The organism is Streptomyces sp. NRRL S-87 (genome assembly GCF_000719335.1).
In the GTDB taxonomy this organism is placed as follows: domain Bacteria; phylum Actinomycetota; class Actinomycetes; order Streptomycetales; family Streptomycetaceae; genus Streptomyces.
Genome location: NZ_JOGB01000003.1, coordinates 164,648 through 179,031 on the forward strand (window position 1 = coordinate 164,648; position 14,384 = coordinate 179,031).

Below are 14,384 nucleotides of genomic sequence, written 5' to 3' on the forward strand. Positions count from 1 at the left end.
TAGGTCTCTGTCGTTACGGTGATTGGACTCTGACACAGAGTCAACTAGCCTTGTCCGCGTGGTTCTTCGCGCGGAGACCGGGGCGGAGCGCGGGGACCCAGGGACGCTCCGAGCCATGAGGGGGGAGGCTCGGAGCGTCCGCCCCCGTCCGACGGTCCCGCGGGGACGCGCCGGGCGCGTCGGGCCTCAGGCCCCGGAGCCCGCGGCGTCCAGAGCCCGCAGCACGTCCGCCACCAGGTCTTCGGTGTCCTCCACCCCCGCGGAGAAGCGGACGAAGCCCTCGGGCACCGCGTCGCCGCCCCACCGCCCGCGCCGCTCGGCGGTCGACCGTACGCCGCCGAAGCTCGTGGCGTCCTCGACCAGTCGCAGCGCGGTCAGGAACCGCTCGGCGAACGCCCGGTCCGGGAGGGTGAACGACACCACCCCGCCGAACCCGCGCATCTGCCGGGCCGCGACCTCGTGGGAGGGGTCGGAGGGCAGTCCCGGGTAGCGCAGCCCGGCCACCTCGGACCGGTCGGCCAGGGCTTCGGCCACGGCCAGCGCGTTGGTCCACTGGCGCTGGTTGCGCAGCTGGATCGTGGCCAGCGAGCGGTGCGCCAGCCAGGCCTCCATGGGGCCGGGGATGGCGCCGACGACCTTGCGCCACCTGCGCACCCGCTCCGCGAGCCCGGCGTCGCGGCAGGCGACGTAGCCCAGCAGCAGGTCGCCGTGGCCGGTCAGCCCCTTGGTGCCGCTGGCCACCGAGAAGTCGGCACCCAACTCCAGCGGGCGCTGGCCGAGCGGGGTGGCGAGGGTGTTGTCCACCGCGACCAGGGCTCCCGCCGCGTGCGCCACGTCGACGAGCCGGCGTACGTCGCACACGTCGAGCCCCGGGTTCGAGGGGGTCTCCAGCCACAGCAGGCGGGCGCCGTCGACCAGCGCGGCCTGGGCGTCGCCGGCCGTGGGCGCGGTGCGCACCCGCACGCCGTAGTCCTCCAGTTGGGCCCGCACCAGCGGCAGCACCTGGTAGCCGTCGGAGGGCAGGACGACCAGGTCGCCGGCCCGCACCTGGGAGAGGACCACGGCCGAGACCGCCGCCATGCCCGAGGCGAACACGACGGTGTCCGTGCCGTCCGTCCCCGGGGCCTCCAGCTCACCGATGGCCCGCTCCAGCAGCGTCCACGTGGGGTTGGTGTCGCGGCCGTACGCATACGGGCCCTCGACGTCGCCCGGCAGGTGGAAGTGCGCCGCGAACGCCGGACCGGGCAGGACCGGCTCGTTCTTGACCGGCTCGGGCAAACCGGCCCGTACCGCGCGCGTGCCGTCGCCGTACCCCGCCGCGGCCGTGTCCTCGAAGCCGTTCATGGGGGCCGCCGCTCAGTCGTTGTCGGGCAGGGCCAGGTTCACGGCCCAGGACACGACGCTGATGATCAGGCCGCCGACGACGGCCGTCCAGAAGCCCTCCACGTGGAAGCTGAGGTCGAGCTTGTCGCAGATCCACGAGGTGAGCAGCAGCATGAGGGCGTTGACGACCAGGGTGAACAGCCCCAGCGTCAGGACGAACAGCGGGAAGGACAGCAGCTTCACCACCGGCTTGACGATGATGTTCACCAGGCCGAACACCAGGGCGACCAGGACGAGGGTCAGGACCTTGCGGCCGGTGCTGTCACCGGTCAGCGTGATGTCGGCGACCAGCCAGATGGCCACGGCCAGGGCTGCCGCGTTGGCGAGCGTCTTGACTAGGAAATTCGTCATGGGTCTGATCGTGGCAGAGATGATCCGTGGCGGATATAAGCAGTGGAGCGGATCCGGGAAACGGTAGGGGAACAGGGACGATGAAGGCTTTCCGGCTGGACGAGCTCGAAGCGGAACGGGCGGCCAACAAGGGGGCGTACCTGCAGTTCCTGCGCGAGCGGAACATGTCCGTGGGGCTTTACGCGCTCGACGCCGGGCAGACCGACCCGCAGCAGCCGCACGGCCAGGACGAGGTGTACTTCGTGGTCAGCGGCCGCGGCGCGATCACCGTGGGGGAGGAGACGACGGCCGTCGCGCGCGGCAGCGTCGTGTACGTCCCGGCAGGGGTGCCGCACCGGTTCCACCACATCTCGGAGGACCTGCGGGTGATGGTGGTCTTCTCTCCCCCTGAGAGCTGAGGCCGCCCCCGGGGCCCGACCCCTAGGGGGCGGATCAGGGGACTCCAAGGGCTTTCCCCGCCTCCGTTCTTCCTTTCCGCCTCCTAGCATCGAAGGCAGGAAGCGACAAGACAGGAAGAGGTTGAGGAAATGGACGGCATCCGGGAGATATTCGCAGGCATGCCCTGGTGGGTTAAGTGGGTGGCGGTCCCGCTGCTCGCCCTCATGGTCTTCGGCGGGGTCATCACGGCCTTCCTGGGCGCGCTCATCTCCTTCGTCTTCAAGGCCCTGCTGTTCGTCGCACTGGTGGGCGGTCTGATCTTCGTGGTGCGCAAGTTCACCGGCTCGGGCACGAAGTCCACCCACGGCGACTGGTAGGGCGGCACGCGCCCGGTCGAGGCGGGTGGAAGGCGCACGGGCGGCGCACGAGCGTCGCTCACCCCACGCGGCGGTTAGCCCGCATGAGGGAAGAAGGAGCGCTCGACCACCCGTGTCCCAGGAATCGGTGGATACAGTGGCAATCTATGCCGTCCCTGGGACCGCGTGGCCGGGTATCACCGCTCTGACCAGGGTTTTCCAGGACCACGCCACCGCGTGGAGGCCCCCAGGAGTGCGGCCGCTGCGGGGGCGGCCCCCGCAGGCGGGCCCCCAGCGCCCGCCGCCACGCCTGGGGGTGAGTCTTGTCTTCGGTGGACAACACCGTCGTTCCGACGCTGATCGGCTCGGTGCAGAGGGCGCTGAGACTGCTGGAGGCCGCGGGGTCCCACAGTGACGGCGCTCCGGCGAAGCAGCTGGCGCGCGAGGCCGGCCTCCCGCTCCCCACGGCCTACCACCTGCTGCGCACCCTGACCCACGAGGGCTACCTCCGCCGGGAGGGCGGGGTGTTCGTGCTGGGCGCCGCGGCGGGACGCCTGGCCGGTGGGGGATTGCAGCAGAAACGTCGCAGCATGATCCTCGACTCCCTGGCGCACTTCCGGGACGTGGTCGGGGCGCCCATCTACTTCGCGGTGTTCCGCGACGGCGAGATCGAGGTCGTCGGCGTGTCCGACAGCCCGGCGCTCCCCGCGGTCGAGGAATGGGCCGACTTCCGTGCGACCGGCCACGCGCACGCCATCGGCCAGTGCCTGCTCGGCCAGCTCGACGCCGAGACCCGGCGCGCGTACTACGCGAGCCACCCCGTCGAGGCCGTCACGCCGTATACGGTGCGTGACCAACGCGCCCTCGAACAACGGATCGCTTCCATGGGGCGAATGGAACCCGCGATCGAGCGCCAGGAGTACGCCTTGGGCACGGTTTGCGCCGCGATTCCCATCACCGCAGGTGACGCGGCTGCGACCATGGCGATTTCACTCCCCTTGCATCAACAGGACCGATTGCTCTATGTGGTTGATCGGCTACGGAGTGAAGTAGGCGCGCTGTTGAGCTCGCTCTCGTTCTCTATCAGTATCTGAAAACTCACTCCTTGTGATCTGCAAGCGGGTGCACCACCCTTGTCAAGGGGGTCCTGGGGGGTCATTCCTGGCCACTTCCACAACAGCGGGGTAGGCAATGCGCGAGTCGGTACAGGCAGAGGTCATGATGAGCTTCCTCGTTTCCGAGGAGCTCTCGTTCCGGATCCCGGTGGAGCTCCGGTACGACGCACGTGATCCGTACGCAGTCCGTCTGACCTTCCACCTCCCCGGAGACGCGCCCGTGACCTGGGCGTTCGGCCGGGAGCTCCTGCTCGACGGGATCAACAAGCCGTGCGGCGACGGCGATGTGCACATCGCGCCCACCGACCCGGACGAGCTGTCCGACGTCCACATCCGGCTCCAGGTCGGTGGTGACCGCGCCCTTTTCCGGGCGAGCGCCGCCCCCCTGGTGGCGTTCCTCGACCGGACCGACCGGCTGGTGCCGCTCGGCCAGGAGCGCAACCTCGGCGACTTCGAGGAGAACCTCGACGAGGCCCTCGGCCGGATCCTCGCCGAGGCGCAGACCCAGCAGAACCAGCGGAACGCGGGCTGACCCGGCGCTCCGCACCGCGCGGCCCGCGGAGAACTCCGAGCCTCCGTGCCCGCGCCGCTCCTCCCGCGTACCGGCCCGCCGGCCGGTACGCCCGCCGGCCCGTACGCCCGCCGTACACCCGCCGGTCGTACGACCACCGGCCGTACGACCACCGGCCGTACGACCACCGGCCTGCGGCCGGCGTGGTCTAGGGCTTGCGCCGGCGTCCCCGCCCGCCGCGCCCCGGCCCCCCGGCCGGCGCGGCGGCCGGGGATCCCGGCCGGTCGGTGGAGACCACCAGCGCTGCCAGCGCCGTGGTCACCGGCACCGAGGCGACCAGGCCGATCGAACCGACGAGGGTGCGGACGATCTCCTCGGCGACCAGCTCGCTGTTGGCCACCGCGCCCATGCTGCTCTGTGCGATCGAGAACAGCAGGAGCAAAGGCAGGGCCGCACCCGCGTACGCCAGTACGAGGGTGTTGACCACCGAGGCGATGTGGTCCCGGCCGATCCGGATGGCGGCCCGGTACAGCGCCCGCGGCCCCATCCGCGAGTCCGCCTGGTGCAGTTCCCACACGGCCGAGGTCTGGGTGACCGTCACGTCGTCGAGCACGCCCAGGGATCCGATGAGCACACCGGCCAGCAGCAGGCCGCTCATGTCGATGTCCGGGTACAGGCCGTGGATCAGGCCGGTGTTGTCGTCGGTGTTGCCGCTCAGGAACGCCCAGTCGATGAACACCGAGCCCAGCAGCCCGATCAGCAGCAGCGAGACCAGCGTGCCGAGCACCGCCACGGAGGTGCGGGCGGTCAGCCCGTGGCACATGTACAGCGCGATCAGCATGATCGCGCTGGCCCCGACCACCGCGACGACCAGCGGGTTCGAACCGTCCAGGATGGCGGGCAGGATGAACAGCGTCAGCACGCCGAAGCTCACCACCAGCGCGATGAGGGCGGTGACGCCCCGCATCCGCCCGACCAGCACCACGGCCGCCGCGAAGATGCCGGCCAGCAGGGCGAGCGGCAGCTTGCGGTTCAGGTCGACCACCGAGTACTGCAGGTCGCGCGGGGCGTCCGGGGCGTACGCGACGACGACCTCCTGACCGTCCTTCAGTTGGCGCGGGGCGCCGGGCTGGACGACCTCCACGAACTTCCGGCCCGTGTCGGGGCCGGTCTGCACCTCCACCGTCGCCTTCCCGCACTGCCCGGTTCGCGACTGCGCACCACTGCGGTCCGTCTGTCCGGCGGTGTCCCCGCCCACCGGGACCTGGGCGGCGTTGACCTCCTTGCAGTCCACCCGCTGGAACGCGACCACCCGCCCCTGCTGGGTCTGCCGGTCGAAGCCGACGCCGGTGCGCTGGTGCGAGGGCGTGCCGCCGGGCCACAGGACGACCAGACCCACGACCACCGCTACCGCGAACGGAATCAGCACCGCGGCGATCACCCTGCGCAGGTGCCGTGAGCCGGGAGCCGCCGGACCGTGGCTGTGCGCATGCCCGTGGCCGTGGCCGTGGCCGTCGTGTCCGTCGGCACGGCCGGGTCCGGGGCCGTGCCCGTGGCCGTCGTGGCCGTCGTGGCCGGGGCCACGGTCGTGGTCTGCGGGGCGCTGGGGCGAGGTCATCACAGGCAGATCATCGCAACAGATGGAGGGGGCCCACTGTTCAGCGCGCCACGGATGCCGCTAGCGTGGGGGCACCTTTGCACAACGCGGGAGCTCGGAGCACCGGGCTGAGAGGGCGCTGATCACCGTACGCGCGTCGATGTGGACGCACGACACGTACGGGAGGAGGCTGCGCCGACCGCCGAACCTGTTACCGGGTAATGCCGGCGTAGGGAGATAGGTCTCATGACCATTCAGGATGCACGCACGCCTGCCACCAGCCAGGACGGCGGAAGCGAGCGCCAGCCGGGCTGGCACAAGGGCTACGTCGCGGGCTCCCGCCCCGACCTCCGTGTGCCCGTCCGCCAGGTCCACCTCACCAACGGCAAGGACGTCACGCTCTACGACACGTCCGGTCCGTACACCGACCCCACCGTCGAAACCGACGTCCGCCGCGGCCTGGCCCCGCTCCGCGAGAACTGGATCATCGGCCGCGGCGACACCGAGGAGTACGCGGGCCGCCCCGTGCGCCCCGAGGACGACGGCATCAAGCACACCTCTCCGCGCGGTGGCCTCAAGAACCTCGACGCCGTCTTCCCCGGCCGCCCGCGGCTGCCGCGCCGCGGCCGCGCCGGCCAGGCCGTCACGCAGCTCGCGTACGCCCGCCGCGGCGAGATCACCCCGGAGATGGAGTACGTCGCGATCCGCGAGAACGTCTCCCCCGAGGTGGTGCGCGAGGAGATCGCCGCGGGTCGTGCGGTGCTCCCGGCGAACGTCAACCACCCGGAGATCGAGCCGATGATCATCGGCAAGAGGTTCCTGGTGAAGGTGAACGCCAACATCGGCAACTCCGCGGTCACCTCCTCCATCGAGGAGGAGGTGGAGAAGATGACGTGGGCCACCCGCTGGGGCGCCGACACCGTCATGGACCTCTCCACCGGCCGCAACATCCACACCACCCGCGAGTGGGTGCTGCGCAACTCCCCCGTCCCGATCGGCACGGTGCCCCTGTACCAGGCCCTGGAGAAGGTCGACGGCAAGGCCGAGGACCTTACCTGGGAGATCTACAAGGACACCGTGATCGAGCAGGCCGAGCAGGGCGTCGACTACATGACGGTGCACGCCGGCGTGCTGCTCCGGTACGTGCCGCTCACCGCCCGCCGCAAGACCGGCATCGTCTCGCGCGGCGGCTCGATCATGGCGGCCTGGTGCCTGGCGCACCACAAGGAGAACTTCCTCTACACGAACTTCGAGGAGCTCTGCGAGATCCTCGCCGCGTACGACGTCACGTACTCGCTGGGCGACGGCCTGCGGCCCGGCTCCATCGCGGACGCCAACGACGACGCGCAGTTCGCCGAGCTGCGGACCCTGGGCGAGCTGAACACCATCGCCAAGCGGCACCACGTCCAGACCATGATCGAGGGCCCGGGCCACGTCCCGATGCACAAGATCAAGGAGAACATCGACCTCCAGCAGGAGATCTGCGAGGAGGCGCCGTTCTACACGCTCGGCCCGCTGACCACCGACGTCGCCCCGGCGTACGACCACATCACCTCGGGCATCGGCGCGGCCATGATCGCCTGGTGGGGCACGGCGATGCTCTGCTACGTGACGCCCAAGGAGCACCTGGGCCTGCCCAACCGCGACGACGTCAAGACCGGCGTCATCACGTACAAGATCGCGGCACACGCGGCGGACCTGGCCAAGGGCCACCCGGGCGCGCAGGAGTGGGACGACGCGCTCTCGGACGCGCGCTTCGAGTTCCGCTGGGAGGACCAGTTCAACCTGGCCCTGGACCCCGACACGGCGCGCGAGTTCCACGACGAGACGCTGCCCGCCGAGCCGGCCAAGACCGCGCACTTCTGCTCCATGTGCGGTCCGAAGTTCTGCTCGATGAAGATCTCCCAGGACATCCGCCGCGAGCACGGCGGTGACCTGAAGTCCGACGAGATCGAGGCGGGCATGGCGGAGAAGTCCGCCGAGTTCGCGGCTTCGGGCAACCGGGTCTACCTGCCGCTGGCCGACTGACCCGCCCGGGGCCCGCACCCGCGCACGGACCGACCCGCGACCTCATGGGGGGAGTCGCGGGCCGGTCCGTGCGGCGGTGGGGTCAGGCGACCGTGGTGTACGTCCCGCCGAGCCCCTTCCGCGCGAAGTCCAGGTTCGCGGAGACCCGGTCGCGCTGGTCGGCGGGCAGCCGGCCCTCGCCCAGGAGGCGCTCGCAGCACTCCAGCGACTCCCGGTACGCGCCGGTCCAGTAGGCGGCGATGGCGAGTTCGTCGAGGGCGCGCCAGTCGTGCCAGCCGTACTCGACGAACAGGACGTCGTCCGGGTACGGGATGCGGACGGCCTCCTTGGCGAACATGTACGCCAGCGGCCAGCGCTTGGCGGTGCGGCACAGGGCGGCGAGGTCGCCGATCGCCTCGGCCCGGCAGGGCCGGCTCTCGTGCGCGCGCAGGTAGCGGTCGATCAGCTCCGGCATCGGCCGGCCGAGGCCCGCGGCGGCCCGGGCGGCGTACACCTGCGCGAGGTACGTCTCCTCGTAGAAGCCGATCATCTGCGCGCGCCGGTCGTACGCGGCCATGGACTTCTCCGGCTCGCCCGCGTCGCGCCAGCTCTGCCCCAGGTAGAACATGTAGCGCGCGTTGTCGGGCTCCTTGGCCAGGCCTTCCTCCAGGACGGCGGCATCGCGCAGGTACTTGGCGCGCTGGCCGTTCTCCCGGAGCCGGGCGCCGCCGCCGATGCTGAGGATGTTGATGCCCTCCAGGACGGCGCGGCTGTACTGGGGGGTGCCGCAGTCGATGTACTCGTGGAGCACGCCGACGTACCGCCACGGCAGCCGGGTGGCGACCAGGGCCGGCCGGTAGTGGATGAGCGGCCCGTCGTGCAGGGCGATCTGGTACGCGTCCAGGGAGAGGTCCGGCATCCGGAAGTCCGGCCGGATCTCCATGACGTCGTCGGCGTCGATGAACAGGAGGTAGTCCGCGGTGTCGCGGGCGAGTTCGACGGCCTCGGTGCGGCTGCCGTCGAAGCCCTTCCACGGGCGCTCGTACAGGGTGCCGGGCAGGTCGCGGAAGCACTCGCGGACGACGTCCTGGGTGCCGTCCGTCGAGCCCGTGTCGACGATGACCCAGGTGTCGATCAGGGGGCGCACGGACTCGAGGCACTTGGCGATGGTGGGCGCCTCGTCCTTGACGATCATGTTCAGACAGACAGTTGCTTTCACGGTCCCCGTCCCCGTCCGCAGTAGTGGGCGTGCGTTCCGGAGTCGTCCCGGTGGGCGTTCCGGCGGTCGGTGACTCTAGGGAGCGGGGGTGCGTCGCCGGGGGTGGCGCGCCGAGGGGCGCCGAAAATCGCTGCCCCGATCACCGCGGATTCGCGGTCGCCAACGTACCGAGTGGCCGGAAGCGGTCGGCCGGAACGATGGCAGGGTTCGTACATCCTGCATCTATACGGGGCAAATCGGGTGACCCGGATGGCAGGCATCGAGTAGGCCGATGTGCTGATAAGGGGCGGTTCTTCTAGGGGCGTTGCATACGCGATTCATGATCATCAGGGGAAGCTCGACCCCGCGACCGGGGCGCCGATAGCCCCGGTCCGACGTACCTTCCCAAAGGAGCGCTCTATGAGTCGTGAGCACCGGACCAAGGCCCCCCTCGGGCCCCTGCCCCGGAGCAGGGCCTGGATGGCGGGCGGAGCCCTGGCCTCGCTCTCCCTCGTGCTGGCCGGCGTCGTCAGCCCCGTCGTCGCCACGGCGGCGCAGCAGGCCCGGTCGGAGGTGACCGCGGTCCGCCCGGCGGGCGGCGGTGACGGCGACGACTGCAAGGAAGAGGAGCACCCGCGCGAGCACGAGGACGGCCCGCGCCACCACGAGGGCAAGCCGCTCCACGCGCAGCTGCTGGACGAGTACCTGGGCGGCGGCGACGACGACGACCACGGCGGTGGCGGGGGCCACGACGACCACGACAAGTGCCCGGGCGCGACCGGCGCGACCGGCCCGACCGGTCCCACCGGTCCGACGGGCCCGACGGGCCCCGCCGGGGGCGGCGGCACCGGCGCGACCGGCCCGGCCGGTGCCACGGGTGCGACCGGCGCCACGGGTGCCACGGGTGCGACCGGCGTGGGTGCCACGGGTGCCACGGGTCCGACGGGCCCTGCCGGCGGCGGCGGCACCGGTACGACGGGCCCGACCGGCCCGGCGGGTGCCACCGGTGCGACGGGTGCCACGGGCGCCACCGGTGCGACGGGTGCCACGGGCCCCGGCGGCGAGGGCTCGGTGGGCCCGACCGGTGCCACGGGTGTGACCGGCGCGACGGGTGACACGGGTCCGACCGGTGCCACGGGCGCGACCGGCCCCGGCGGCGAGGGCTCGGTGGGCCCGACGGGTCCGACGGGTCCGACCGGTCCGACGGGTGCCACCGGCGTGACGGGCGCGACGGGCGACACCGGCGCGACGGGTGCGACCGGCGCCACCGGTGCGACCGGCGCGACGGGTGCGACGGGTGCGACGGGTGCCACCGGTGCCACCGGTGCGACCGGCGCCCAGGGCGCCACGGGTGCGACGGGCGGGTGCACGGGCGTCTCCGTGTACAAGCCCAGCGCCTCGCAGGAGGTCAAGGGTGTCATCGTCGACGGCAACGCGTGGGCCGGTATCCGCAGTCTGACGCCGGCTCCGCCGTCGAACTTCGAGTGGAACAACCTGTCCGACAACACCGGCTACCCGGCCGGGGCGTGCGGCATCGCGATCAGCGACCACAACAACAACGCCCACGTCGAGGTCGTGGCTCCCGACCCGGACACGGGCCTCACCACGGTCTTCGAGACCGAGTGCACCGTGGTCTCCAGCAACCCGCCCACCCTGACCTGCAACCAGGGCTGGACCAAGGTCAACGACCTGGTCGACAACCCGCCGCTGCAGCGCCGGGCCGCTCCCAAGGTCCCGGCGGCCAAGAAGCCGGCAGCGGTCAAGGCCCGGCCGGCCAAGAAGCAGATGCGGAAGGTGGTGGCCAAGCCGGTCGCCCACCACGCCGCCAAGCCCAACAAGTTCCGCCCCGCGCACCACAAGGGCTGACCCGAGCAGTAGCAGGGCGGTGATCCGGCAGGAAGCCCTGCCGGACCCGCGGTAACGGCACCACCCACGCGGCCCGGGCCGCCCCCGGACATCAGTCCGGGAGGCGGTCCGGGCTGCCGACGTCGGGGCTCGTGAAGTCCGGGCTCGTGTAGCCGGGCCGACGCACCGGATCGTCCGCGGCCGGCCCTGGGCTGGTGAAGTCCGGCCGCGTGTACCCCAGATGGGGGATCCGGCCGCCGCCCGTGGGCCGCCGCGGAGTGCTCGCGGCCGGGTCCGTGCTCGGATCGGCGAGCGCCTCGCGCAGGAAGGGCAGGATGCCCCGCTCCAGCAGCGCGTTGCGCCAGGCCTCGCGGGCGCGCGAGACCTCCTCGGGTATCGCCTCCGGGTCCTCGGCCACCACCTCGTTCGCGCTGTTGCGCACGGCCGTGACGAGCAGTCCCACCGCGGCGAAGAGGATCGCGACCACGGTCAGCCCGCCGAACAGCCAGCCCGCCGTGAGCATGGTGTCGGCGAACGCCGGTGCCGGGTCGAGCAGTTTGAGGACGTAGCCGACCAGCAGGAAGATCAGCATGGCGGTGACGGCCAGGACCGGGGCGAGGACGAGCACCACCGCGCTCGCGCCCGCCCCGCCCGTGTCGTCGTCCGCCGACGCCGGATCCCGTGCCCCGGCCGGCTCGCGCAGTTCCTCGCGGACCTTCACGTAGTGGTCGTACTCCGGTGCCGCGGCCGTCGTCAGGATGACGCTGGCGTTGAGCGCCATCGTGCGCAGTTGCTCCGCGTTGAGCCGCTCGCCGACCGCGGCCAGGTCCGGGCGCTCGTGCGCGGTGCGCAGGACCTCGTCGAGGAGGCGCAGGAACTCCGGGCGGTCCTCGGTCAGCAGGTTGCCAGCGCTGGTCATGTGCGTCCCCCGATGCTCCGTGGGCGCCGGTATGCCCGCGTAGACCGGGCGTCCGGCGGAAACGGAGGAGAGCCTGCTACGGACAGTGCGATGGTAGAGCGCCCGTGCCGTGCGGTGACAGGGGCTTTGGTGAAATACCCCGGACGGTGAACGCTCAGTCGCTCAGCGGAAGTTGTACGACCAGGAGCTTTCCGGCCATGGTCACCCCGCCGTCCATGGCGATGGCGAGCCCGTCGGCGTACACGTGCGGGCCCTCGATGACCGGGCGGCTCTCCTCGTCGCCGTCCTCGGAGCCGACCTCGCCCAGCAGGTACGGGATCGGGCTGTGGCCGTGCACGAGGCGGCCGCCGCCGTAGGTGCCGAGCAGCTCGCGCACCGCACCCGGGCCCGCCTCCTCGTCGCGGAAGCTGAAGCGCTTGGTGAACTTGCGGAAGAGGTCCCAGCACTCGTCGGCGTCGTTGCGGTTGATGACCTCTTTGACGGTGTCGTTGACCTCCTCGACGGAGTCGCCGAAGTCGAGGTAGGCGGTGGTGTCCGAGTGGACCAGGAGGTGGCCGTCGACGACGACGGCCGAGTCCAGCCGGGACATCCACTGGAGGTGGACGTCCTGCAGACGCTCCATGTCGACGCGCTGGCCGCCGTTGAGCAGCCAGGCGGCCTGGAAGGTGGCGGTGCCGGCGCCGGAGCTGACGGGGGTGTCGCCGAAGCGCTTGGCGCCGAGGAGCAGCAGCTCGTGGTTGCCCATCAGCGCCTTGCAGTAGCCGCCGGCCGCGGCGGCCTCGGCGGACAGCCGCATGACGAGGTCGATCACGCCGATGCCGTCGGGGCCGCGGTCGGTGAAGTCGCCGAGGAACCAGAGGCGGGAGTTGCCGGCGGCCCAGCTGCCCTCGGCGTCGATGAGGCCCTGCGCGCGCAGCTCGGCGACGAGCTCGTCCAGGTAGCCGTGGACGTCGCCGACGACCCAGAGCGGGCCCTGGCCGGGCTTGCGCTCCTCCGGGACGTACTGGAGCTGGACGGTGTCGCCGGGGCCGCCGCCGGCGGCCTGCCGGCCGATGACGGGCAGGTCGCGCCGGGTCGGCGTGTAGCCCTCGGCGTCCTCGGTGCCGTGCGGCGGGGCTGCGGGGGTGGCCTCGGCGCCGTACGGTGCGGCGGGCGCGGTGCCGGGCTCGTAGCCGGCGCGTACGGCGCCCTCGTACGGGGGGACGGCGCCGGACTCGTACGCGGCGGCCGGCGTCGCGCCGTACCCGGTGCCGCCTTCGTACCCGGCGGGGGTGCCGGGGGCGGGGGCGGGGGCGGAGCCGTACGGGCCGTACTCGACCGCGGGAACGCGGAAATCCCGGAGCGTCTCCGTCCGCATCGCGGGTCCCTGACCGGCCCCCTGAGTCATCGACCCCTCCACCACCTCGCGCTGCCGTGCACCCGCGGACCCTCCTGACGGAGGGTCCGTGATGTCGTGCGCCCATCATAGGAATGCGGCTCGCGCTGTGTGACGCACCAGGGGTGGTGAATCCTGGACGAACACGGCCGGTCTGGCAGTTTCTCCCGGTTTGGGGGGTCTGAACGGGTGGTCTTCTCGCGACGGGGCCCGTCGTCAGTCCTTGGCCGGCGAGCGCGGCGGGCTGACCGTGGTACGCGGCTTCCGGCGCTGCGACGAGGTCCTGATGATGAGTTCGGTCGGTATCACCTGCTCGACCGGCCGTCCGTCGTCGACGCCTTCGATGGCGTCGATGAGGAGCTGGACGACCGCCGTGCCGATGCGCCGGGGCTTGAGCGAGAGGGTCGTGATCGGCGGCTCGGTGTTCGCGTAGACGGTGGACTCGCTGCAGCAGACCAGCAGCAGGTCGTCCGGGACGCGCAGCCCGTAGCGGCGGGCGGCGGCGAGCAGGTCGGTGCCGTTGGGGTCGAAGAGCCCGTACACCGCGTCCGGCCGGTCGGGCCGGGCGAGCAGCCGGTCGGCGGCGACCGCGCCCGCGCACGGGTCGTGGGCGGGGTAGGACTCGTACACCGGGTCCTGGCCGACGCGGGCGCACCAGTTCAGGTAGGCGGTGGTCGAGAGCCGGGTGTACGTGTCCGTGGTCGTGCCGGTCAGGAGCCCGATGCGGCGCGCGCCGGCGGCGGCGAGGTGGTCGAGCAGGTCGAGTACGGCGGCCTCGTGGTCGTTGTCGACCCAGGCGGTGACCGGGAGCGAGCCCGCCGGCCGGCCGTCGGAGACCACCGGCAGGCCCTGGCGGACCAGCTCGGTGACGACCGGGTCGTGGTCGGAGGGGTCGATCACCACGGTCCCGTCGAGGGCGACGTTCGACCACACGTCGTGGCGCGAGGTCGCCGGGAGGATGACGAGGGCGTACCCCCGGGCGAGCGCGGCGGAGGTGGCGGCCCGCGCCATCTCCGCGAAGTACGCGAATTCGGTGAAGGTGAAAGGTTCATCCCCGTACGTGGTGACGGTCAGGCCGATGAGGCCCGATTTGCCCGTACGGAGCGTTCGGGCCGCGGCGGAGGGGCGATAGCCCAGCCGGTCTGCGACCTCGCGGACGTGGCGGCGGGTGGCGTCCGGCAGCCGGCCCTTGCCATTGAGCGCGTCCGAGACAGTTGTGATCGAGACGCCGGCCGCGGCGGCCACGTCCCTGATGCCTGCCCGTCCTTGCCGGGCGGCCCGCCGGGGGGTCTCCGTCCGGCTCACCTGATGCTTCCCTGCTGCTGTCATGGCGAGCCGATAGTAGGGCT

Annotated in this window: 13 protein-coding genes and 1 riboswitch; of the genes, 6 read left to right on the forward strand and 7 right to left on the reverse strand. The window is 71.9% G+C overall.

The annotated features are described in order from the left end of the window. Window positions 1-186: 186 nt before the first annotated feature. Both IF43_RS0102935 and IF43_RS0102940 read right to left on the reverse strand, forming a co-directional pair. Window positions 187-1,344: a cystathionine gamma-lyase gene (locus IF43_RS0102935; RefSeq protein ID WP_030193383.1), complete on the reverse strand. Its 1,158-nt coding sequence runs from the start codon at window positions 1,342-1,344 to the stop codon at window positions 187-189. A gap of 12 nt (window positions 1,345-1,356) precedes the next feature. Further along, window positions 1,357-1,734, reverse strand: coding sequence for a phage holin family protein (locus IF43_RS0102940; RefSeq protein ID WP_030193384.1), 378 nt, complete (start codon window positions 1,732-1,734; stop codon window positions 1,357-1,359). 80 nt (window positions 1,735-1,814) lie between these two features. Here IF43_RS0102940 and IF43_RS0102945 point away from each other — a divergent pair, with 80 nt between their 5' ends. The 4 genes from IF43_RS0102945 (at window position 1,815) to IF43_RS0102960 (ending at window position 4,115) form a co-directional block, all read left to right on the forward strand. Then, complete coding sequence (locus tag IF43_RS0102945; protein WP_030193386.1) at window positions 1,815-2,132, forward strand: cupin domain-containing protein; 318 nt, start codon at window positions 1,815-1,817, stop codon at window positions 2,130-2,132. A 138-nt stretch (window positions 2,133-2,270) separates the two neighbouring features. Continuing rightward, a complete protein-coding gene (locus IF43_RS0102950; protein WP_030193387.1) occupies window positions 2,271-2,489 on the forward strand; it encodes a DUF5326 family protein in 219 nt (72 codons plus the stop codon). Window positions 2,490-2,791: 302 nt separating this feature from the next. Beyond that, a complete protein-coding gene (locus tag IF43_RS0102955; RefSeq protein WP_199922665.1) occupies window positions 2,792-3,562 on the forward strand; it encodes an IclR family transcriptional regulator in 771 nt (256 codons plus the stop codon). Window positions 3,563-3,659: 97 nt separating this feature from the next. Continuing rightward, complete coding sequence (locus tag IF43_RS0102960) at window positions 3,660-4,115, forward strand: SsgA family sporulation/cell division regulator (RefSeq protein ID WP_030193389.1); 456 nt, start codon at window positions 3,660-3,662, stop codon at window positions 4,113-4,115. A gap of 187 nt (window positions 4,116-4,302) precedes the next feature. Here IF43_RS0102960 and IF43_RS0102965 read toward each other — a convergent pair whose 3' ends face one another. Further along, window positions 4,303-5,712, reverse strand: a complete 1,410-nt coding sequence (locus IF43_RS0102965) for a YibE/F family protein (RefSeq protein WP_030193391.1) — start codon at window positions 5,710-5,712, stop codon at window positions 4,303-4,305. Window positions 5,713-5,788: 76 nt separating this feature from the next. Beyond that, window positions 5,789-5,944, forward strand: a riboswitch (TPP riboswitch). Here IF43_RS0102965 and thiC point away from each other — a divergent pair. Beyond that, entirely contained in the window at window positions 5,938-7,719 is a 1,782-nt protein-coding gene (gene thiC / locus IF43_RS0102970; protein WP_030193393.1) for a phosphomethylpyrimidine synthase ThiC, read from the forward strand. Its footprint overlaps the riboswitch before it by 7 nt. 82 nt (window positions 7,720-7,801) lie before the next feature. Here the strand turns inward: thiC and IF43_RS0102975 are convergent, their stop codons facing one another. Further along, the gene (locus tag IF43_RS0102975) at window positions 7,802-8,917 is read right to left on the reverse strand and encodes a glycosyltransferase (RefSeq protein WP_063753261.1); all 1,116 of its coding nucleotides are present in this window, start codon (window positions 8,915-8,917) and stop codon (window positions 7,802-7,804) included. A gap of 399 nt (window positions 8,918-9,316) precedes the next feature. Between IF43_RS0102975 and IF43_RS42000 the strand changes: the two genes are divergently transcribed. After that, window positions 9,317-10,762 (forward strand): hypothetical protein, encoded by a 1,446-nt coding sequence (locus tag IF43_RS42000; protein ID WP_199922666.1) that lies wholly within the window; start codon window positions 9,317-9,319, stop codon window positions 10,760-10,762. A 91-nt stretch (window positions 10,763-10,853) separates the two neighbouring features. Here the strand turns inward: IF43_RS42000 and IF43_RS0102985 are convergent, their stop codons facing one another. From IF43_RS0102985 to IF43_RS0102995, 3 genes are all read right to left on the reverse strand, one after another. Further along, a complete protein-coding gene (locus IF43_RS0102985) occupies window positions 10,854-11,660 on the reverse strand; it encodes a membrane protein (protein WP_030193398.1) in 807 nt (268 codons plus the stop codon). Between the two features lie 154 nt (window positions 11,661-11,814). Further along, on the reverse strand, window positions 11,815-13,062 hold the full coding sequence (locus IF43_RS0102990; RefSeq protein ID WP_030193400.1) for a metallophosphoesterase: 1,248 nt from the start codon (window positions 13,060-13,062) through the stop codon (window positions 11,815-11,817). A gap of 189 nt (window positions 13,063-13,251) precedes the next feature. Next, entirely contained in the window at window positions 13,252-14,364 is a 1,113-nt protein-coding gene (locus IF43_RS0102995) for a LacI family DNA-binding transcriptional regulator (RefSeq protein ID WP_030193402.1), read from the reverse strand. Window positions 14,365-14,384: the final 20 nt, after the last annotated feature.

Excerpts from the sequence above, each read along its gene's own strand:
- IF43_RS0102935 (WP_030193383.1), bottom strand. The coding sequence starts at position 1,344 with ATGAACGGCTTCGAGGACACGGCCGCGGCGGGGTACGGCGACGGCACG.
- IF43_RS0102940 (WP_030193384.1), bottom strand. The coding sequence starts at position 1,734 with ATGACGAATTTCCTAGTCAAGACGCTCGCCAACGCGGCAGCCCTGGCC.
- IF43_RS0102945 (WP_030193386.1), top strand. The coding sequence starts at position 1,815 with ATGAAGGCTTTCCGGCTGGACGAGCTCGAAGCGGAACGGGCGGCCAAC.
- IF43_RS0102960 (WP_030193389.1), top strand. The coding sequence starts at position 3,660 with ATGCGCGAGTCGGTACAGGCAGAGGTCATGATGAGCTTCCTCGTTTCC.
- IF43_RS0102965 (WP_030193391.1), bottom strand. The coding sequence starts at position 5,712 with ATGACCTCGCCCCAGCGCCCCGCAGACCACGACCGTGGCCCCGGCCAC.
- thiC (WP_030193393.1), top strand. The coding sequence starts at position 5,938 with ATGACCATTCAGGATGCACGCACGCCTGCCACCAGCCAGGACGGCGGA.
- IF43_RS42000 (WP_199922666.1), top strand. The coding sequence starts at position 9,317 with ATGAGTCGTGAGCACCGGACCAAGGCCCCCCTCGGGCCCCTGCCCCGG.
- IF43_RS0102985 (WP_030193398.1), bottom strand. The coding sequence starts at position 11,660 with ATGACCAGCGCTGGCAACCTGCTGACCGAGGACCGCCCGGAGTTCCTG.
- IF43_RS0102995 (WP_030193402.1), bottom strand. The coding sequence starts at position 14,364 with ATGACAGCAGCAGGGAAGCATCAGGTGAGCCGGACGGAGACCCCCCGG.